22 protein-coding genes are annotated in these 20,818 nt (G+C 43.9%); 15 read left to right on the forward strand and 7 right to left on the reverse strand.

Annotated elements, in window-relative coordinates; translation table 11 throughout:
• Positions 1–43 precede the first annotated feature (43 nt).
• Positions 44–2,692: a valine--tRNA ligase gene (locus tag C7475_RS22465; RefSeq protein WP_110055649.1), complete on the reverse strand. Its 2,649-nt coding sequence runs from the start codon at positions 2,690–2,692 to the stop codon at positions 44–46.
• Between the two features lie 72 nt (positions 2,693–2,764).
• Positions 2,765–3,784, reverse strand: coding sequence for a low specificity L-threonine aldolase (locus tag C7475_RS22470; protein WP_233259930.1), 1,020 nt, complete (start codon positions 3,782–3,784; stop codon positions 2,765–2,767).
• Between the two features lie 329 nt (positions 3,785–4,113).
• Here C7475_RS22470 and C7475_RS22475 point away from each other — a divergent pair, with 329 nt between their 5' ends.
• From C7475_RS22475 to C7475_RS22490, 4 genes are all read left to right on the forward strand, one after another.
• Positions 4,114–4,971, forward strand: a complete 858-nt coding sequence (locus C7475_RS22475) for an RNA polymerase sigma factor RpoD/SigA (RefSeq protein WP_012793808.1) — start codon at positions 4,114–4,116, stop codon at positions 4,969–4,971.
• Positions 4,972–5,210: 239 nt separating this feature from the next.
• Positions 5,211–6,155, forward strand: a complete 945-nt coding sequence (gene trxB, locus C7475_RS22480; RefSeq protein ID WP_110055651.1) for a thioredoxin-disulfide reductase — start codon at positions 5,211–5,213, stop codon at positions 6,153–6,155.
• A gap of 80 nt (positions 6,156–6,235) precedes the next feature.
• The gene (locus C7475_RS22485; RefSeq protein WP_110055652.1) at positions 6,236–6,586 is read left to right on the forward strand and encodes a dihydroneopterin aldolase; all 351 of its coding nucleotides are present in this window, start codon (positions 6,236–6,238) and stop codon (positions 6,584–6,586) included.
• Positions 6,587–6,693: 107 nt separating this feature from the next.
• Positions 6,694–7,449: a hypothetical protein gene (locus C7475_RS22490; RefSeq protein WP_110055653.1), complete on the forward strand. Its 756-nt coding sequence runs from the start codon at positions 6,694–6,696 to the stop codon at positions 7,447–7,449.
• Positions 7,450–7,452: 3 nt separating this feature from the next.
• On the opposite strand, the gene C7475_RS22495 is transcribed toward C7475_RS22490, so the two are convergent.
• On the reverse strand, positions 7,453–8,784 hold the full coding sequence (locus tag C7475_RS22495) for an MATE family efflux transporter (protein WP_110055654.1): 1,332 nt from the start codon (positions 8,782–8,784) through the stop codon (positions 7,453–7,455).
• 55 nt (positions 8,785–8,839) lie between these two features.
• Between C7475_RS22495 and C7475_RS22500 the strand changes: the two genes are divergently transcribed.
• From C7475_RS22500 to C7475_RS22515, 4 genes are read left to right on the forward strand one after another with little or no spacing between them, the layout of a single operon-like run.
• The gene (locus C7475_RS22500; RefSeq protein ID WP_158286586.1) at positions 8,840–9,715 is read left to right on the forward strand and encodes a DUF3822 family protein; all 876 of its coding nucleotides are present in this window, start codon (positions 8,840–8,842) and stop codon (positions 9,713–9,715) included.
• On the forward strand, positions 9,706–10,257 hold the full coding sequence (locus C7475_RS22505) for an RsmD family RNA methyltransferase (protein WP_110055656.1): 552 nt from the start codon (positions 9,706–9,708) through the stop codon (positions 10,255–10,257). Before C7475_RS22500 ends, C7475_RS22505 begins: the two co-directional genes overlap by 10 nt.
• Before the next feature lie 6 nt (positions 10,258–10,263).
• Complete coding sequence (gene coaD, locus C7475_RS22510; protein ID WP_110055657.1) at positions 10,264–10,737, forward strand: pantetheine-phosphate adenylyltransferase; 474 nt, start codon at positions 10,264–10,266, stop codon at positions 10,735–10,737.
• A gap of 32 nt (positions 10,738–10,769) precedes the next feature.
• Positions 10,770–11,204 carry a hotdog fold thioesterase gene (locus tag C7475_RS22515; protein WP_110055658.1) on the forward strand — a complete coding sequence of 145 codons (435 nt, stop codon included), beginning with the start codon at positions 10,770–10,772 and terminating at the stop codon, positions 11,202–11,204.
• A 40-nt stretch (positions 11,205–11,244) separates the two neighbouring features.
• Here C7475_RS22515 and C7475_RS22520 read toward each other — a convergent pair whose 3' ends face one another.
• Positions 11,245–11,871, reverse strand: a complete 627-nt coding sequence (locus tag C7475_RS22520; RefSeq protein WP_110055659.1) for an NUDIX hydrolase — start codon at positions 11,869–11,871, stop codon at positions 11,245–11,247.
• A 39-nt stretch (positions 11,872–11,910) separates the two neighbouring features.
• On the opposite strand from C7475_RS22520, the gene pyrE reads away from it, so the two are divergent.
• A complete protein-coding gene (pyrE, locus tag C7475_RS22525) occupies positions 11,911–12,558 on the forward strand; it encodes an orotate phosphoribosyltransferase (RefSeq protein WP_110055660.1) in 648 nt (215 codons plus the stop codon).
• Positions 12,559–12,626: 68 nt separating this feature from the next.
• Complete coding sequence (locus C7475_RS22530; protein ID WP_110055661.1) at positions 12,627–12,998, forward strand: heavy-metal-associated domain-containing protein; 372 nt, start codon at positions 12,627–12,629, stop codon at positions 12,996–12,998.
• A gap of 82 nt (positions 12,999–13,080) precedes the next feature.
• Here C7475_RS22530 and C7475_RS22535 read toward each other — a convergent pair whose 3' ends face one another.
• Positions 13,081–13,536 (reverse strand): LEA type 2 family protein, encoded by a 456-nt coding sequence (locus tag C7475_RS22535; protein WP_110055662.1) that lies wholly within the window; start codon positions 13,534–13,536, stop codon positions 13,081–13,083.
• 338 nt (positions 13,537–13,874) lie between these two features.
• Here C7475_RS22535 and C7475_RS22540 point away from each other — a divergent pair, with 338 nt between their 5' ends.
• On the forward strand, positions 13,875–14,510 hold the full coding sequence (locus tag C7475_RS22540; protein WP_110055663.1) for a WbqC family protein: 636 nt from the start codon (positions 13,875–13,877) through the stop codon (positions 14,508–14,510).
• A gap of 231 nt (positions 14,511–14,741) precedes the next feature.
• Positions 14,742–16,139, forward strand: coding sequence for an arginine decarboxylase (locus tag C7475_RS22545; RefSeq protein ID WP_110055664.1), 1,398 nt, complete (start codon positions 14,742–14,744; stop codon positions 16,137–16,139).
• 540 nt (positions 16,140–16,679) lie between these two features.
• On the opposite strand, the gene C7475_RS22550 is transcribed toward C7475_RS22545, so the two are convergent.
• Complete coding sequence (locus C7475_RS22550; protein ID WP_110055665.1) at positions 16,680–17,519, reverse strand: hypothetical protein; 840 nt, start codon at positions 17,517–17,519, stop codon at positions 16,680–16,682.
• A gap of 149 nt (positions 17,520–17,668) precedes the next feature.
• The gene (locus tag C7475_RS22555) at positions 17,669–18,124 is read right to left on the reverse strand and encodes an Hsp20/alpha crystallin family protein (RefSeq protein WP_110055666.1); all 456 of its coding nucleotides are present in this window, start codon (positions 18,122–18,124) and stop codon (positions 17,669–17,671) included.
• A 231-nt stretch (positions 18,125–18,355) separates the two neighbouring features.
• On the opposite strand from C7475_RS22555, the gene C7475_RS22560 reads away from it, so the two are divergent.
• From C7475_RS22560 to C7475_RS22570, 3 genes are all read left to right on the forward strand, one after another.
• Complete coding sequence (locus C7475_RS22560; protein WP_110055667.1) at positions 18,356–18,769, forward strand: BrxA/BrxB family bacilliredoxin; 414 nt, start codon at positions 18,356–18,358, stop codon at positions 18,767–18,769.
• Between the two features lie 176 nt (positions 18,770–18,945).
• Positions 18,946–20,244 (forward strand): prolipoprotein diacylglyceryl transferase, encoded by a 1,299-nt coding sequence (locus C7475_RS22565; RefSeq protein WP_110055668.1) that lies wholly within the window; start codon positions 18,946–18,948, stop codon positions 20,242–20,244.
• Positions 20,245–20,246: 2 nt separating this feature from the next.
• Positions 20,247–20,672 carry a hemerythrin domain-containing protein gene (locus C7475_RS22570; protein WP_110055669.1) on the forward strand — a complete coding sequence of 142 codons (426 nt, stop codon included), beginning with the start codon at positions 20,247–20,249 and terminating at the stop codon, positions 20,670–20,672.
• The last annotated feature ends 146 nt before the right edge of the window (positions 20,673–20,818 follow it).

The following is a 20,818-nucleotide window of genomic DNA, read 5'->3' on the forward strand; positions in this document are numbered from 1 at the left end:
AAAAAATCGCCCGGATTAGTTAACGTCCGGGCGATCCTGAAAATTATAAAGATTTTAAACTTTCCGTAATGGCTACGATCTTGGCCTCGGCGTCTTCTTTCTTTTTCCGCTCTAATTCAAGCACTTCCGGCTTGGCGTTCTGAACAAACTTTTCGTTGCTCAGCTTCTTTTCCACGCTTACCAGGAAGCCTTGCAGGCGGGCAAGGTCTTTTTCCAGATCTTCTTTCTGTACCGTAGTGTTCAGGGCTGTTTCTGTTTCCAGATAGAACTTATCTTTCTGTACAACCAGGTTAATGCAACCGCCAACTGCTTCTTTGGTGTAGTTGATGGCTTTAGCGTTTACCTGTTTAGCCAGCATATTTTCGATCTGTTTGAAAGTAGTTTCCTGCAAGGTATTGATGTGCAGTACTATCTCATCCTTCGGTTTGATCTGGTTTTTATTACGTGCATCACGAATGCTGGTGATCACTTCTTTTAACAGTGCACCTTGTTCCAGGATGCCTGCATCCGAAGCGGCAGGAGCAGTATATTGTTTTATCACTACATCGTCACCTTCGCTACGTTCGCGCAACAGTTGATAAATCTCTTCTGATACAAAAGGCATGAACGGATGCAGCAACTGCATCAGCTGTTCGAAGAAATAAACTGTTTTGGTATAGATAGCGGCATCACAAGGTTGTTCGAAACCAGGTTTTACCCATTCCAGGTACCAGCTACAGAAATCATCCCAGATCAGACTGTTACAAACCATATTCAGGGCTTCGCTCAGTTTGAAATCTTTGAACAGTTCTGCTACCCTTTGTTGTACTTCATTCAGTCTGCTTTCGAACCACTGCACGGCGAAATGATCATCAGCCGCATTGCTGCTGGCAGCCTGACGGCCTTCCCACATCTTTACCAGTTTCAGGGCGTTCCAGATCTTGTTGGTAAAGTTACGTCCCTGTTCACAGCTGGCGTCATCAAACAGCAGATCATTACCGGCAGGAGAAGAGATCATAATACCGTAACGAACCGCATCAGCACCGAAACGGTCTATGAGCTCCAGCAGATCAGGAGAGTTCCCCAACTGCTTACTCATTTTACGTCCCTGTTTATCTCTTACCATTCCGGTGAAGTATACGTCACTGAAAGGTTTAACCTTTTTATATTCCATGCCCGCCATGATCATACGGGCCACCCAGAAGAAGATAATATCCTGTCCGGTTACCAGTACGTTTGTAGGGTAGTAATAGTTGATTTCTTCGTTATCCGGCTTGGAAATACCATTGAATACTTCCATCGGCCACAACCAGGAAGAGAACCAGGTATCCAGGCAATCTTCATCCTGACGAAGGTCGGCAGCGGTATAATTGAAACCTTTCGCTTTGAACTGTGCAATAGCGGCATCCACGTTCTGCGCTACTTCAAAAGTACCGTCCGGAGCGTAGAAGGAAGGGATCTGTTGTCCCCACCAGAGCTGACGGGAAATACACCAGTCTTTCACATTCTCCATCCAGTATTTGTAGGTAGCCAGGAAGCGATCGCCGGGATGGATGTCTACATCACCGTTTACCACTGCGTCCAGCGCTGGTTTGGCCAGTTCTGCCATTTTCACGAACCACTGGGTACTGATACGGGGTTCAACTACAGTATCCGGGTTACGTTCGCTGTATCCGAGACGGGTAGTGTATTCCTGTTCCTTTACCAGTAATCCTTGTTCGTTGAGCGCTGCGATCACCATTTTACGGGCTTTGAAACGGTCAACGCCGATAAATACACCGGCAGCAGGGCTGAGGGTACCATCGTCATTGAGGGTATCAACGATTTCCAGGTTATGTTTCAGGCCCAGGTTATAGTCATTGATATCGTGTGCAGGTGTTACTTTCAGCGCACCGGTACCAAATTCTTTATCTACATAAGTATCAAAGATGATAGGCACTCTACGGTTCACCAGTGGCACAATGGCAAAGTGACCTGCCAGGTGTTTATAACGTTCGTCATCAGGATTTACGCAAATCGCTGTATCGCCCATGATGGTTTCCGGACGCTGTGTAGCGATAGTGATGGATTCACCGGTGAGATTATTCTCAGAATCGGTGATCGCATACTGTACATGGAACAGTTTACCCTGGAGGTCTTTGTACTGTACCTCTTCATCGCTGAGGGCCGTTTTAGCTTTCGGGTCCCAGTTGATCATGCGTGCACCGCGGTAGATCAGTCCTTTATTGTACAGGTCAACGAAAACCTTTATAACTGCTTCATAATAATGATCATCCATTGTGAAGGTCACCCTGTCCCAATCGCAGGAGCAGCCCAGTTTCTTGATCTGGTTATAAATGATGCCACCATACTTGTCTTTCCACTCAAATGCATATTTGAGGAACTCTTCACGGGTCAGCTGTGATTTCTCAATACCTTTTTCGGTTTTGAGCATGTTCACCACTTTGGCCTCGGTAGCAATGGAAGCATGGTCGGAGCCAGGCACCCAGCATGCATTATATCCGCTCATACGGGCACGGCGCACGAGGATGTCCTGGACGGTTTCGTTCAGGGTATGTCCCATGTGCAGCACACCTGTCACGTTAGGAGGAGGGATCACAATGGTAAATGGGGGACGGTTGTCCGGTTTGCTTCGGAAATAACCTTTGTCCATCCAGTGCTGGTACCATTTGCCTTCAACAGCAGCGGGCGTATAATTTTTTGAAAGTTCCATGCTTGCGATATATCATTTATATAAGTGTGCAAAAATAAGAGAATAACCGATTAGAACGATGACCGGTTATTGTTATTCCATCTGTGAAATGACTGCGCAGGTCCTTTCCACCATTTCCGGGGTAATATCGAGGTGGGTTACTATTCTCACCTGTGTATCGGAAATGGCCATAACGAGGATGCCTTCTTTTTTCATGTATTCTGCAAAACGTTTCGGCGTCCAGGTATCCTGCACATCGAAGATGAGGATATTGGTCTCAACCGGCAGCATGTGACCGACAAAGGTTTTCTGCAGCAGATATTTAGCGATCTGTTTAGCATGATGATGATCTTCTGCCAATCTGGCAATATGATGATCTATGGCATAAAGTCCGGTAGCTGCCATATAGCCAGCCTGACGTAAGCCGCCGCCTAATTTTTTCCTGATCCTTCTGGCAGATTTAATAAACGCAGCGCTCCCCAGCAGCACAGAGCCCATAGGACAGCCCATGCCCTTATTGAGGCATACTGAAATGCTATCGAACAGTTCCCCAAAAGTCTTCGGATTTTCCCCTGTCGCCACAAGCGCATTGAACAGTCTTGCCCCGTCCAGATGGAGTTTCAGACCATTATCACGACAAACATTTTTTATCCTGTTGATCTCTTCAATATCGTAGCAACAGCCACCGCCACGGTTAGAAGTATTTTCGAGACAAACGAGGCTGGTAGTGGCTTTATGAACATCGTCAGGATTAATGGCCGCTGCTACCTGGGCTGCGGTGATCATGCCACGGTCGCCTTCAAGCGCCCGTACCTGTGCGCCGGCATTGAAAGCGATACCACCGCCTTCATATATATATACGTGAGCGAGGTCGCTGCAAATCACTTCATCGCCTGGTTGTGTATGCACCTTAATGGCTATCTGATTACTCATAGTGCCTGATGGGCAGTACAAGGCTGCTTCTTTGCCGAAATAGGCTGCCATCGTGCTTTCCAGTTGGTTAACGCTTGGATCTTCCCCGAATACATCATCTCCGGTGGAAGCAGTTGACATAGCCCGGAGCATACCGGGGGTGGGCCGGGTGAATGTATCACTCCTGAAATCAATAATCATCATTGAAGAATTTGCAATGTATTGAACAATAAATTAGTGAAGTTAATAATCTGAAGTTGATTACTTATCAATTGTTAAAATTTAATTAAAGCGGCAAAAATACCTAATAAAGGGCTATTAAATATCGTTTATATGGAGTACTTTGTTATACTAATCAAATGGCTTGAGAACGATTTGGCAGTATGGGGTATTAGCACGATCTTTGCAGGCTAATTTGTTAAAACGATAATATTGGGAGAGTGGAATAGGTTGTAAGATAATTATTTAAAATATCTCAACAAAATAAATCTTTCGATGTTATTCAATTTATAAACTAATAAACTTTCAATATGAGGCAACTTAAAATTGCCACCCAGATCACAAACCGTGATTCGCAGGCGGTAGAAAAATACCTGCAGGAGATTTCAAAGATCCCTTTGTTAACCCCTGAGGAAGAGACCGTTTTGGCGCAGCGCATTAAAATGGGTGACCAAAAGGCTCTTGAACGTTTAACTACAGGAAACCTTCGGTTCGTTGTATCAGTAGCAAAGCAATATCAGCACCAGGGGCTTAGCCTCAGCGACCTCATTAACGAGGGCAATTTAGGCTTGATTAAGGCGGCGCAAAGATTTGATGAAACGAAAGGGTTCAAATTCATTTCTTATGCTGTTTGGTGGATTCGTCAATCCATACTGCAGGCTTTAGCAGAACAGGGCCGTCTGGTTCGTCTGCCGCAGAATAAAATCGGCACTTACAATAAAGCTAATAAAGCCTACATGGCATTTGAACAGGAGAATGAAAGAGAACCTTCTACTGAGGAGTTAGCAGAAATCCTGGAAATGTCCGAATCAGAGATTAACAACATTTTCCAAAGCAATACCCGTCACATGTCACTCGACGCTCCGGTACACGAAGCAGAAGACGTGGCTATGGGCGATCTGCTGGAAGGTGGCGATATCACTGATGATGATGTTATGCGTGATTCACTGCGTGAAGAGATCCGTCGTGTACTGAAATCACTCAGCCCACGCGAAGCGGAAATCGTAAACGCATACTTTGGTCTGGATGGTGAGAACGGAGCAACGATCGAACAGATTGGTCAGAAGTACGATCTTACAAAAGAAAGAATTCGTCAAATCAAGGAACGCGCCATCAAAAGGCTGCAGAAAGCCCGCTACAGCGGAGCACTTAAATCTTACCTGGGTTAATAGCTGACGAAGATTTAAGCAAAGAAGAGATAGGCAATAACAGTTGCCAATTCAAATCAAAGATCTATATCATTTCTTATAGAACGCACCGGCTGTATATTTTACAAGCCGGTGTTTTTTATTTTAAGGGGAAACGTATTTTTGTATGCCGCATGGCTCATCATTTCTTTTACTTGTCATGTGCGCATTCAGGAAGACAGAATTTTAGAAACGATTACATTTAATATTACATAGTAAGCATGGAAACTAACCAACAGGAACATGTCGAATTACTGATCATAGGTTCCGGACCAGCAGGTTACACTGCTGCTATATACGCCGCCAGAGCTAATCTTAAACCTGTACTTTACCAGGGTATTCAACCAGGTGGCCAGCTCACCATCACAACAGAAGTAGAAAACTATCCCGGATATCCGGAAGGGATCCAGGGGCCTGAAATGATGGTCGATTTTGAAAAACAGGCCACCCGCATGGGAGCGGATATCCGTTTTGGCCTGGCGACTTCTGTTGACTTCAGCAGCAAGCCATTCAAAGTAACGATCGATGAATCAAAGTTAATAACAGCAGATGCTGTGATCATTGCTACAGGCGCTTCCGCCAAATGGTTGGGAATGCCTTCAGAGCAACGCCTGAACGGTAGCGGTGTTTCTGCCTGCGCTGTTTGCGACGGATTCTTCTTCCGTGGTAAAGAAGTAGCTATCGTAGGAGCAGGTGATACTGCCGCTGAAGAAGCACTGTACCTCTCTAAAATGTGTACCAACGTACACATGATCGTACGCCGCCATGAAATGCGTGCTTCCAAAGTAATGCAGGACCGTGTGCTGAAAACTTCCAATATCATTGTTTACTGGAACACAGAAACACAGGAAGTATTAGGCGAAAACAAAGTAGAAGCCGTAAGACTGCTCAACACCGCAAAACAGGAGGAAACAACTGTACCGGTAAGCGCATTCTTCGTAGCTATTGGTCACCAGCCTAATTCCGCTATCTTCAAAGATTATGTGGAAATGGATGAACAGGGTTACATCGTAACCGTACCTGGTACCTCCCGCACAAACGTCGAAGGCGTATTTGCCTGTGGCGACGTGCAGGATAAGATCTACCGCCAGGCGGTAACTGCTGCCGGTAGCGGTTGTATAGCTGCACTGGACGCAGAAAGATATTTATCTGCATTAGGACATTAATAATAAATCAATCAGGAACGGAACATTGCAGGTCAGAAAATGATCTGCAATGTTTAATTCCTGATTTTTAATTTTACTGCATGCTTACTATAGGGGTAGAACAAGCTCATTTTCATGCCTTCCATGGTTTATACCCGGAAGAACGTATCATTGGGAATGAATTCATAGTAGATGTATATGTAACGATCCCGGGTACACACCATATTGATAACATCTCCGAAACTGTTAACTATCAGGGGCTTTACAATATTGTAAAGAAGATCATGGCCGTTCCGCAGCCATTGCTGGAACAGGTGGTTTATAACATGAGCGATGCTATCAAAAACAAATACCCTGAAATCCAGAAATCAGTCGTATCCCTGCGTAAAATGAACCCGCCAATGGGGGCTTCCATCCGGAATTCTGTTGTCTCTCTCGAAAAAAACTACTAAAAGCAGCGCCAGACACTGCCTTTTACAGATTAATACATATGCGGTATTGAAAAACTGTCAATAAAGTATTAAATTTAGTTATTTTCATATGTGTAAATTTCCGCCCTATGTTTAAGAAGGTATTTGCATCTGCTGCTTTATTCCTGGTATCTACTGTATCCTTTGCTCAAACTGCCGATGAACTGGTTGACCAGGCCAAACAGCAGGAAAAACAAATGAAAGACGCTGCTGCGCTTTCTGCCTATAAAGATGCGCTGAAAGTACAGCCTGACAATATTGCCGCACTGACCGGCGCCAGCGAGGTTTCTGCCCGCGAAGGTTTCCGTATAGCCGACAAAGATGAAAAAAGCCGTAACTATAACGATGCGAAAAGCTATGCTGAACAGGCATTGAAACTCGCCCCGGAAAATGCAGACGCTAACTATGTAATGGCCGTAGCACTCGGACGTATTGCACTCTCGTCAGGAGCCAAAGAGAAAGTAGCTGCTTCCAAAGAAGTAAAAAGATATACAGAACTGGCTATCAAGTTCAACCCGAAATATGCGAAAGCATTCAACCTGCTGGGTAAATGGAACTATGAAGTGGCTAATATGAACACCCTGGAAAAAGCAGCGGCTAAGATGTTGTTCGGTGGTATGCCGGAAGCAACCTTACAAGATGCTATCGCCAATTATGAGAAATGCCGTAAGCTCGATCCTTCCTACCTGCCCAATTACCTGGACCTCGCAAAAGCTTATAAAGACAACGATGAACTGGAAAAGACCATTGAAACACTGCGCAAAGCGGTAACCTTGCGTCCTATTTACCAGGATGATCTCAATATCAAATCGGCTTGTAAAAAGATGCTGGAAGAACTGGAATAGTTATCAGATCGATTTAGCTTTCCACCTCCCGCTTTTCAGATAGAAAAAGCTCAGTGTAAAAATGATGGTCCAGTAGATGAAATCCGCCAGCCATGCGATGTGCAGCGGACTGCGCCAACGTTCTACCACAATACTGCAATACAAAAGATACCCGATTACAGCTGCCATTTCTATACCCAGATTGATCCGGGTATTGCCGGTACCTGTAACTGCACTCAGCACTATGCCCGATATGGCCATGAGCAATGTGCTCAACGTGATGATCCTCACAGATAGGATAGAATCACTGATCAGTGACTTGTCCGTCGTATAGATCTGCAGGATGGTACCAGGGAACAGGTTGACGAGGATACACACTACCAGGGCGCAAAGAAGACTGATTGTCGCTATTCTGCGGATGGCGCTGAATACCATATCATGCTTTCCCTGACCAATTACGTTACTGACCATCGTATTGCAGGTAGCGCTCAAAGCCCAGGTAAACACACCGAAAAATCCGAAGATACTTCTTAGCATATTGGAAATAGCCAGCGGCCTTTCCCCCAGGTGCTCAATAAAAATGAAGAATATAAACCAGCTGCCAATACTGAACAGGAACTGGACAATCAGCGGAGCAGAAATGGAAAGGATACTGCGGAAGATCTGCCAGGAAGGCTTCAGATAATCGAACAGGTAGAATCGTTTGTGAAACCCTTTCCCGAAAAGGATGCTATACGCCACCAGTAATCCCGTTCCTTCTGCAATGACAGAGGCGATAGCAGCACCGTTCAGGCCCAGCGCCGGCAACCCGAATTTTCCAAAGATCAGCACATAGTCAGAAAATATATTGACCATCTCCTGGCAAAGGGAAGTGACGGCCAGCACTTTAGAATTGCCGCTGCCAATATAAAAGGCGTTGGCCATACTAAGCATCATCAGGAAAGGCAAACCCCAGATCCTGATGCGGATAAAAGAGAGGGCCGCTTCATAGATCTGTTTATTATGAAGAGTACTGGCAAAGAACCAGGGAGCCAGGAACATGGTCATGGCAACTATAAGAAAAGAAGAGAACAGCCCGAGTTCCAGTCCGTTGGCAAATAACTGCCCGATGCCCTTAGGGTTCAATTGCCCCGCACGGCGGGCTATCAGCACCTGCAAACCGTTATTCAGGCCATAGGCCACCATATACATCACCAGGTAATACATACCCGCAATCCCATTCGCCGCCAGTTCAAACTCTCCCAGGCGTCCCAGGAAAGCCGTATTTGTCATGTGATTTATTTGTGGAATAATGAGTGCCAGGCATATAGGAGCAGCAATTTTTATGATCTGCCGGTTAGTTACTTCGAATTGCATAGGAGCAAAAGTCACGTTTTTTGGTTATTATTGTGCCATATCTAATGTATTACTAATGTCTGTGACGTACAATATTCATCCTGCCTTCGCAGCTGATGATACTTCTCTGCTTGAAACTGACCTCACTTCCTGCCAGCTGCTCGTGTTAATAGGAAAAGGGACGTTTAGTTATGTGGTATATGATCCAGGGCTGAAAAAGTTCCTGGCCCTGAAGTCGTACCACTTCCTGCCGCAGAAAACAGCTACGGCAGACCTGCAGATGATCGAACAGATATTCGATGCGGACAAGTTGTTATTCACCAACTTCAGCCTGGTGCAGCTGGCGTTTGATGGTGTTAACAATACATTGGTGCCCGAACAGCACTATAATCCATCCCTGAAAAAAGATTATCTCCATGTCATCTACCCTGAACAGACGCAGGAACTGGTACTGGCAGACGTACTGACAGATCAGCAGCTGGTGAATGTATACGCGGTGGACAAGGATGTGATGGGATACCTCAGAAAAGAGTTTTCTACCGATAAAGTGATCCATGCCAATACAGGATTACTGAAGTCGTACCGTTTTGATAATGACTTCCTGGAGCTGAACGGGGTGGCATACGTTGATATTCAGCAACATAAATTCTCCCTGACGATCTTCCGGTTCGGCAAACTGCTCATCCAACAGGATGTAACCAGCCAGACAGGACTTGACGTAGTATATCACCTGGTGAATATCCTGCGCCAGACAGGCCTGGACGAGCAGCTCGTGAAGGTGAAAGTAGGAGGGGCGGTAACTTCCGACTCCCAGATCCATGAAGAACTGCGCCGCTTTATTCCCAAACTGGAATGGATGCCGCGCCTGCCAGGCTTCAGCTATATTCCGAAGATGGAAGAGATCCCCGGATATTATTTCAATAACCTTTATGCAATGGCATTATGCGTATAATCGGGGGAGAAAAGGGAGGTCATAGGTTCCAGCCGCCGGCAAATATGCCGTATACTCGGCCCACTACCGACATTGCCAAAGGTGGGTTGTTTAATATCCTGGAGAATAACCTGGATTTTCCTACACTGAAAACCCTGGATATTTTCGGAGGTACCGGTAGCATCAGCTATGAGCTGTCGTCCAGAGGAGTGACCGATCTGACAATTGTGGAGAAAGATCCGAGCATGGCCGATTACATCCAGAAAACAGCCAAATTGCTCGAGGTGCCATTGAAGCTGCAGCGTATGGACGTATTCAAATACCTGGAGCAGTGTACTGAAAAGTTCAACTTTATATTTGCAGGCCCTCCATATGCCCTTACTACAATAGACCAGTTGCCGCTGATCATTTTTGAAAAGCAGCTGCTGGAACCGGAAGGGTGGTTTGTATTGGAACATACGCCCCGCAACAACTACAAAAATTACTCTTACTATCGTACGGAACGCAACTATGGCACAACCATCTTTTCGATCTTTATAAACAGGGAGGAGCTGAAAAAATAAACTGGCATGAAACGTATTTGTTTATTCCCAGGTACATTCGACCCGATCACACTGGGACATACCGATATTATAGACCGTTCGCTGGACCTTTTTGATGAAATTGTGGTAGGGATAGGCGTCAATTCAGCTAAAACTCCGATGTTCCCCCTGGAACAAAGAATGCAGTGGATAAGGGATATTTATAGTCATACGCCTAAAGTGAAAGTGATCTCTTACGAAGGACTTACCATCAAGAGTTGTAAGGAAGTAGGCGCCCAGTTTATATTACGTGGTATTCGTAGTATCGGCGACTTTGAGTACGAAAAAGCGATCGCAGATGTAAACCGCATGATGGACAGCAGTATAGAAACTGTCTTCCTGAGTTGCTCACCCCAATATTCAACATTGGCTTCCTCACTGGTGCGGGATGTATTGCGATATGGAGGAGACACCTCCCGCTTACTACCCGAAAATATCATCAGGGAGTTAAAAAAAGCCTGAGATCATTCTTTAACTATTAACGCGCATCACCCATGAAACCGATATGGCACTCTCTGGATGTTTCCCTGGATCAACTGAATGAAATCGGGAACAATAATATGGCAGGCTTGCTGGGTATGGAGTTTACAGAGATCGGCCCCGATTATCTGCGGATGATCATGCCTGTTGACAATAGAACAAAACAACCATATGGGCTTCTACATGGGGGAGCGTCTGCAGCGCTGGCAGAAACAGTAGGAAGCGTGGCCTCATCACTTGTTATTGATACGAAGAAACAGATCTGTGTGGGCCTGGATATCAATGCCAATCATATCAAAGGTGTTACATCCGGGTATGTACATGCGATAGCGCGGCCATTACATATAGGAACGACCACGCACGTATGGGATATCCGTATCTGTGACGATGATAATAAGCTGGTGTGTATCAGCCGGTTAACTGTAGCAATAAGAGACAAAAAGGCTTAATGCCGGATGTGGGTCACACACAACATTAAGCCCCGTTACGTCATACAGCGTAACCTTCCTTCACAAATACATCTACAATATTCTGATAGGAAAATTTAAGGTATTTACCCAGATGTTCCGGTTTAACCCATTGGATATCAATAATGTCTTCTTCGATCTGCGGAATAGTCAGTTCCGTACCGGTAAACTTCATCTTGTACCAGTAGGTATGTTTCAGGATCCTTTTCTCCTTATAGGTATAAAAATGGAAGGTTTCCCCGATTTTATGTTCCAACGCAATGGTGTGTAATCCTGTTTCTTCAGCAACTTCCCTGACAGCGGCGGCTTCGAGGTTTTCTCCCTCATCCTGTTTGCCTTTAGGAAGGTCCCATTTACCACGGCGGAACATCAGTAGAACTTCTTCTTCCGGGTTAGTGATCAGTCCACCGGCAGCAACTAATACATTGAAGTAACCTTTAACAGTTTCAACAAGTGCCTCCGTGTCCGGATGGATGAAAATGGCCGCTTCGGATTTACCGGTTTCGAGAGCTTGTAATACCGATTCTATAGTAGCCGCGTCTGGTTCAGTGTACAAAACAGCATCTTTAAATTCAGCAGGAATACCCTGGTGAGTAGCAGTGATGACCAATGGACGCTCATTGAGATAAATGACTGTATCTTTTTGCATGGCGCAAAAATAATCCGTAATTAAGTATTTTTGCCACCTATGAGTAAGATCAGCGAAAAACAGATAGCAGAAAAGCTATTACAGATACAGGCGGTAAAGTTACGCCCGTCAGAACCTTTCACCTGGGCATCTGGCTGGAAGTCGCCTATTTATTGCGACAACCGTAAGATTTTGTCTTATCCTTATGTGCGTGACTACGTAAAGTCCGAGTTGTGCAATGTGGTATTTGAAACTTTTGCTGATGCAGCAGTGCTCGCGGGAGTAGCTACGGGTGGTATTCCCCTGGGTGCATTAGTGGCTGACCAGTTGAAGCTGCCTTTTATTTATGTAAGGGCAAAGGCGAAAGAACATGGTATGGGTAACCTGATCGAAGGCGTATTGCAGCCGGGCCAGCCGGTTGTGGTAGTGGAAGATCTGATCTCTACCGGAAAAAGCAGCCTCGAAGCGGTGAATGCAATCCGTGCAGCAGGAGGGGAAGTGATCGGAATGGTATCCATTTTTAACTATGGATTTGATATTGCTGTGAAAGCATTTGAAGCAGCAAAAGTGCCGTTCTATTCTCTGAGCAATTACAGCGCGTTGATCGAACTGGCAGTTGAGAAAGGGATGGTATCAGCAGACGAACAGGCTACCCTTGAAGCCTGGAGAGCGGCTCCTGATAAATGGAATGCAGCGCCCGCTGTATAAACCGTTCTTCCCAAAAGGACACTTCAATTGACAAGTATTTACTATATTAGGATCGTAAAAAGTAACTTATGCGTATCGTTAAACTAGTAATGGTATTATTATTTGCGGGTATCGGCGTAACAATGGGCCAGGCAAAAAAAGGCACATTGGTAACTGCTAAGATCAATACCCCCACTGTGCAGTGCGAGCAATGTAAAAATCGCATAGAAAGATATCTCTCCAGAGAAGAGGGTGTACAGAGCTCCAAGGTAGATTTCAAAAAAGGCATCACCACCGTGAAATTTTTCAGCGATCGTACCAATATAGAAAACGTGAAGACTGCTATCGCAAATGCAGGGTATGACGCAGATAACGTAACTGCAGAAGAAGAAGCCTACAAAAAGCTGCCTACCTGCTGCAAGAAACCGGAAGACGGTGGCGGAATGGAGAAAAAGCACTAAGCTCGTACTTCAGGAACGTATTAAAAGAGAAAGGCCTCGATTGCTATGCAACGAGGCCTTTTTAGTTTTTACACGGTTATGATCAGAAAAACTTAAGTGGCTGTTTTGTTTCACATTTTATCGGGAACGGGAGATAAACCCCACCTTTCCCTACTTTGCAATTACCCGTAGCCCGGATAGTCACTTCTTTATTCATGAGGGCGCCTAAGGCATTTTTGAAGACGTTCTCCATATTCACCTCTAACCTTACCGGAAAGTAAAAAGTGTCTTTTGCCGGGATCGCTATCATCGTGTCCTGGATGGAATGACCCACCTGGGTATCGTCGAAGAAAAGATCAAAATTCGCGTCCTTCAGTTTCAGTTTAAAATTGTTCGGATTGTAGTAAGCCAGGGTCAACCGTACCACACTTTTAGAAAAGCCGAGGTTGTCAAAATTGATTCCGGCAACCCTGACAAATTCGAGGTCCTTTGCTTTTTCACACGAACTTACCACGCCCCAAATTGTCATAATAAATATGGCCAGTCTGAAAAATTTCATGACAAATTTTTATCAAACCTACAGTAAACTTAATAGACTACAAAAGGGTTAAGTAGGAATTAGGAAACTTTTAACGGCCTCAGAACCACTACTTAACATTTTACTTGAAGCATTAAATGGGTGAAAATGAATTGAAAAAGCTACTAAATAGTTTAGTAAATTTGCGGGCGCTTAATTTTTTACTTTAAACGCAGAATTACTAAAGAGAATAGCATATTTATAATTTTTCTATGAACTGTTTATCAGGAAATTAAATCTACTTATCAGTTAATTAAAGGTAAACTTTTCAACTACTTGAAACATACATTTTTAGCACTAAAACACCAATTTTTGACGATATGGCAGTTGATACAAATAAGAGATCATTACTCATTGAATCACAATACTTTCCAAGCATTTCCTTTTATAAAACTTTAATTAATCACGATATATTATTGATAGAAAGATATGAACACTACCAAAAGGTTAGTTTTCGTAATCGCTGTTACATTGCCGGACCGAACGGAAGCATATTATTGAGTGTTCCCCTGGCCCGTGGAAAGAACCAGCGAACTGTCATGAAAGATGTCCGGATCAGCAATGATGAGAAATGGCAGGCGCTGCATTGGAAGACGCTCGTGTCCGCTTATCGCCGTTCACCCTGGTTCGAATATTATGAAGATGAGCTGGGAAGGCTTTTTACAAAAGAGGTATCTTATCTGTTAGACTGGAACCTGATGTGCCTGGAATGGGCTAATAAGGTCATCGGAGTTTCCTCCCCTATCACCTTCACGGACGAGTATCATAAAACCTATGAGGCCGGTAAAGGCATTACTGATGCAAGGGATACAATATTGCCGTCTCAGAAACCGGTAGACGAAGAGACCGTACGTTATACCCAGGTCTTCCAGGAAAGGGTTGGTTTCCTTCCGGATATGAGTATTCTGGACCTTATTTTCTGTGAAGGAAAGCGCAGTATAGAGCTACTTAAATAGTATAAAAACTACATATGTATTTAGCGTCAACTGGTTGATGTGTAACGTTTTAGCGTAATATCTAACCGTTTAAAAAAAAATGAAAGTTTTTGCCCGGCCAATTCGACAAAATATTTAGCTTTGCAACCAATTTTGCTGGGTTTCGAACTGACGTAGGTGTGTAAACCAGGAGTTTTCCAGCGAGGGTTGTGATTGCTTTTTACTAATCCTTAAAATGTGTCATAGGTTTAAATGAACAGCACCTACACAGATCTCGTTAACCAGACCTTCGAGTTTCCTCAGGAAGGATTTGATGTTCAGGATAGCTACCTGGAGTTTAATGGGGTGAATATCAAGGCTTTGATAGACAAGTATGGGACACCTTTCAAGCTGACTTATCTGCCCAAGATCGGGATGCAGATAAATAAGGCCAAAAAAATGTTCCAGGATGCAATTAAGAAGAACAGGTACGACGGAAACTACTACTATTGTTATTGCACCAAAAGTTCGCACTTCTCCTTTATAATGGAGGAAACGCTGAAGCACAATATTCACATTGAGACTTCCTTTGCGTATGATATTGATATCATTACCAAATTATATGAAAGGAAGAAGATCAACAAGGACACGTTCGTAATATGCAATGGTTACAAAACAAAGCCATATACTAAAGCGATCGCCCGTTTGATCAACTCCGGCTTCCGTAACGTTATACCGGTACTGGATAACACAGAGGAGCTGGAAGATTATAAGAAATTCGTCCGTTCAAAGGATAAGGTGAAACTGGGGCTGCGTATTGCAGCAGAAGAGGAACCTACCTTTGACTTTTATACGTCCAGATTAGGTATCCGTTCCCGCGATGTGCTGGAGTTCTATGTGGACAAGTTGAAGGGAAATGACAGATTTGAGCTGAAAATGCTCCATTTCTTCATGAACAAGGGGATCAAAGATGACATCTATTACTGGAGCCAGTTTAACCGTGTGTTGAACCTGTACTGTCAGTTAAAGAAGATCTGCCCCGAACTGGATAGTATTAATATAGGCGGTGGATTCCCGATCAAGCATTCCCTGGGCTTCGATTACGATTACAACTACATTGTAAATGAGATCGTTGCCAATATCAAGAGTGTTTGTAAGAAGAACAAGGTACCCGTACCAGACATCTATACAGAGTTCGGTTCCTTTACTGTCGGTGAAAGCGGAGCTGTGATCTACAGCGTGGTAGGAGAGAAGATGCAGAACGACAGGGAAAACTGGTATATGATCGATAGTTCTTTCATTACGACACTGCCGGATACCTGGGGGATAGGTGAGAAGTTCCTGATGCTGCCCATTAACAAATGGGACCAGGAATACCAGGAGGTACACCTCGGAGGGCTGACTTGTGACGGTTATGACTTTTACACTTCTGAAGAACACATAAATGCGGTATTCCTGCCAAAGCTGGCCGGAGAAGAGCCTCTCTACATCGGCTTCTTCCATACGGGAGCATACCAGGATCAGTTAAGCGGTTATGGCGGTATCAAACACTGCCTGATCCCTTCACCCAAGCATGTGATCATAGGATATGACAAAAACGGGCAACTGAAAGACTGGCTGTATGCCAAGGAACAGACCGCCCAGAGTATGTTAAAGATTTTGGGTTATTAAAAAAATGGGTTAGTAATCCACTGAAACACCCCGCGATTTCTCGCGGGGTTTATTTTTTTAGCCATTTTGGCCCACCCTTCAAAGCGAGATGCGTCGTGTATGCGCCGTATATACGTCGTGTATGAAGCATGTATAAAGCATGTATAAAGCGTACTACATACCGGCATTAACAAATCTCAATATGACTCCGTAGGGGTTCCCTTGTTTGTAGCCCGGATTGTAAACCCCGGGGAAACATGACAATCCCCCAAAAAAAAATTGCCCGGGGATTTATCCCGGGCATAAAATTCCATGGCATAGGCGTACCATCAAAAAGCATATAGGAAAATAAGACTGTAAAATGAAAGGGATAAAAGGTTGTGGTGTATAGGGAAAAAGAGAATCAGCTGGTGTATAGGGAGAATAGGACCCTGTTTGTTTACATAACAAAGGTAAGGTGGTTCTGAAAGGTGGGAAATACCCGAAAGTTGTAATTTTTTAAACGGTTAATCACCATATCTGCAAACCACTCACACGGATGTGTACCCGACGGACTTAGCCTTAATTTTCCGGCTGATGGTTACTGTCCAGGTAGCTGATCGCGCTCTCACACTGTTTTTCTATCTCTATCAGGCAAGCCTCCAGCAGTTCTTTGTTGCCATCAAGGTATTTTGACTTCCCTGAACGGGAGAGGCCTTTAAGAATGATGAACTGTTTGGTCAGGTGCTGGCTTAACAGTGAGGAATGCTGTTTCTGTTTCTGAATGGTGCGTTCGTGCTCCGATATAAAAATGTTCCTGTAATGTCCCCCTAGTACCCTGATTAAGAATATTATATAGAAACCGGCAAGCACCGGTGTAAAGATTAAGCTTTGTTCAGAAGTGAAGCCGGGCACAACATAAGTGGTGATATTATTCACCTTTATCCATGCAACCAGGCTGAGATAACCGCATAGTAGTCCGCCAAGCGCAAGCGTAGCTGCAATATTTGTTGCGATGTAGCAGAACAGGATGCTCAATACCCATATCATAGAATACCGCAGTGAAAGATCCTGGCTATTTAGAAAAGAGCAGGCTGCAGGAATGAGGAAAGTCACAAAGGCTGCAATGATACTGACTGTTTTGACAGGTACTCCTTTTCTGACCAGTATAAGACAACCTCCCAGTGAAAAAAGGAAAGCGCCGATAAGTAACAGTTCCGTTGTATTATGTGTATATAGTCCGATAAGTGATTCCGGTATCAGGAGGAGCAGGTGAAAGAACAGATAATCGAATAATAACCGCGCATTACATCTCTCTCTTGAATCGGTACTAATGTGTAAAGCATTGCCAATCACAGCCTCCTGAGTGTTGTGGTAGATTTTAACTGCCAGTATATATATTCTTTTAATCAGCTGCGGCATAGCCCATATAGTTGTATGGCAAATTATCTTATAAAAACAGTTTAGTTCTTAAACGTTTGTGTGAATTATTTAGGAATTTGCTAAACGGGCTAAAATAAAAAAGCCCCTCCCGGTAAGGGAGGGGCCATCACACTTATTCAACCTTTCTCTTATTCTACTACGATCACTTTAGCAGGATCCTGCACATTTTCTTTCTTCGCTAACTGTAATTTCAGGACGCCATTTTCATACTTAGCCTGGATCTTTCCAGCATCCACTTGTTCATTCAGGGTAAAAGAGCGTTTGAATGAACGGAAGCTGAACTCCCTGCGTAATTGTTTCTGGTTCTCATCTTTGCTTTCAGCTGCTTTTTCTGCACTGATAGTCAGGGTCTTGTTTTCAAGATTGATCTTAAAGTCTTCTTTAGATAATCCGGGAACAAGCAAGTCTACCTGGTAGGCATCTTTACTTTCTGTGATATTCACTGGGGGATAGGCGCCGTAGAAGTCATGTGTATGGAAATCGTCTTTCCATGCTTTGTTAAAACCGGCGTTGTTAAAGATTTCTTCTACTAAACCGCCAAATGATTTTACTGCTGGTGCCTGATTGAATTTTACGAAAGTCATGTTTTATAAATTTTAAGAGTTTGTGTTAAAAATTTGTACGAAAGGAAATATGCAAACGGAATACCAGGGCATTAAACCTGCTATTTTGCTATAATATGGCTTAATGTATCGGACTTTATGTCTGTTGTCGATGGTTTGATGTGACATAAAGACATATTCATTCATGTTTTTCTATTTATCAGCTTATGATTAACTTTGTGTAAACTATCGAACAAAAAAAATTGTAGTTATATGTATCCAGCAGAACTTGTAATGCCAATGAAGGCAGAGTTGACAGATAATGGTTTTGAAGAATTGCTGTCACCAGAAAAAGTAGATGAGATCTTAAAGAAAGAAGGAACTACGCTCGTAATGATCAATTCCGTTTGTGGTTGCTCTGCAGGTACTGCACGTCCGGGCGTTTTATTAGCTGTGGCACACAGTGAGAAAAAGCCGGACAGATTAACGACCAGCTTTGCAGGATTTGATATGGCGGCTGTACAGCAGATCCGTTCTCACCTGTTACCTTACCCTCCGTCTTCTCCCGCAATCGCTTTATTTAAAGATGGTCAGCTGGTACACTTCATCGAGCGTCATATGATCGAAGGTCGTCCTGCACAAATGATCGCAGCCAACCTGGTTGACGCATTTGAGCAATACTGCTAACATGCCATCCGGATCATAGTTCTTTTTTCTGTTGTTATGATATTGTTTACACAATAGAAAAAGGAATTATGATTTGGAATTTGTGATTTTTACAGCTTACTTTGGTGGTTTGATTTTCCGTTTGACTAATTCGGCTTTGTTCATAGGAAATTTCAGATCACCAATTTTTTTTGGCTATGTATCCTAATTTATATTACGCATTCCAGGACCTTTTCGGCTTAGACATCCCTGTACTCAAACTTCTGCAGACATTCGGCTTTTTTGTGGCCATCGCTTTTCTCGCGGCTGCTTACGTATTAACAAGTGAGTTAAAAAGAAGGGAAAAATTAGGTTGGCTTAAAGGTGTGTCCGAAACAACCGTAACAGGTAAACCCCTTAACATGACGGAAGTACTGGTTCAGGGGCTGCTGGGCTTTGTATTAGGATACAAGATATTAGGGTTGATTGTTGACAAAGGTGAAGCCATAGCTGACCCTCAGTCATATATATTGTCCCTCAAAGGAAACCTGTTAGGAGGTATTATATTAGGTGGGCTCTTTGGTTACCTGAAATACAGCTCCGCTAAAAAACAGGAACTTCCAAAGCCGAAGGAAGAAACAATTATGATCATGCCGCACCAGCGGGTGCCCGATTTTACAGTAATGGCAGCCGTAGCCGGTTTACTGGGCGCTAAGATCTTTCATAACCTGGAGAACTGGGGCGAATTTGTACAAGACCCTATCGGTGCATTATTATCATTTAGTGGTCTTACCTTCTACGGAGGATTGATCCTTGCAGCCATCGTTATTATACGTTACGCAGCTAAAAAAGGTATCAACATCTGGCACCTGATAGACAGCGCCGCTCCCGCATTAATGCTTGCTTATGGAGTAGGACGTATGGGGTGCCACTTTTCTGGAGATGGCGACTGGGGTATTTATAATAGTGCCTACGTGACCGATGCTGCAGGTAAAATACACGCCGCAGATCCTTCTAAATTCCAGGAAGTAGTAAAAGGAAGTGAACAATTTTTTATCAGGCAGTATTCCAGCCTGGAACATATACCGCATGCACCGTTTACAAAACCCGGCGGACTAAGTTTCCTGCCCGATTGGTTCTTTGCCTACGGTTATCCTCATAACGTCATCAACGAAGGAGTACAAATGGCAGGTTGCACAGGCAAATATTGTAGTGTATTGCCTGTAGCCGTTTATCCTACCGCCCTGTACGAGATCATCGTTTGTCTCTTGTTGTTCGCCGCTTTATGGGCCCTGCGTAAAAAGATCACCGTACCCGGTGTTATTTTTGGCGTATATCTCATCATGAACGGATTGGAACGTTTCTTCATCGAAAAGATCAGGGTAAACACCAAATACGACATCTTCGGATTTCATCCTACACAAGCAGAAATAATATCCTCTTTAATGATTATAGGTGGCGCCGCATTAATATGGTATTGCCGTAAAATAAACAAAGCAGCAAAACCAGCCATCTGATCATGCAACGTCACCCGGTCCTGATACCCTTGTCACAAGAGCACCAGCGCTTGTTGTTCGTATGCCGTTATCTTAAAAATGATGCAGCAGCATACGAGGGATTTCCTTTGGAAACCAATGCCAAACTTGCTTACATCGTAAAAGTCTTCCAGGAAGTAATGGTGCCGCACATCCAGAAAGAAGAATATCTTTTTGAAATATGTGCCGGCCGTAATCCGGAAATAGATAGTATAATTAAAGAACTGGAGCGGGAGCACCAGCAGATCTCCCGCATGTATAGCGCTCTTACCGAAAATACCGGTATGATTGAAGCAATGGACTTACTGGCCAGAAGCCTGGAAGCACATATAAGAAAAGAAGAACGGGTATTTTTTGAGAAGATACAAACCAAACTTCCTGACGTACTTGAATCCATAAGCTGGACCTGAGTCCGCTAACTTTATAATTGTCAAGGCATTGCTATATTTCCGGCAGTGCCTTTTTTTATGGTCCTCGATTCTGTAACGAATTCCCGGCGTGATCGTCTTTATAAAAAAATTCCTGTCTCCTTATTAAACTTTTGCCAATCATCACT

The sequence above is a fragment of the Chitinophaga sp. S165 genome (assembly GCF_003182155.1).
Taxonomy (GTDB): Bacteria; Bacteroidota; Bacteroidia; order Chitinophagales; family Chitinophagaceae; genus Chitinophaga.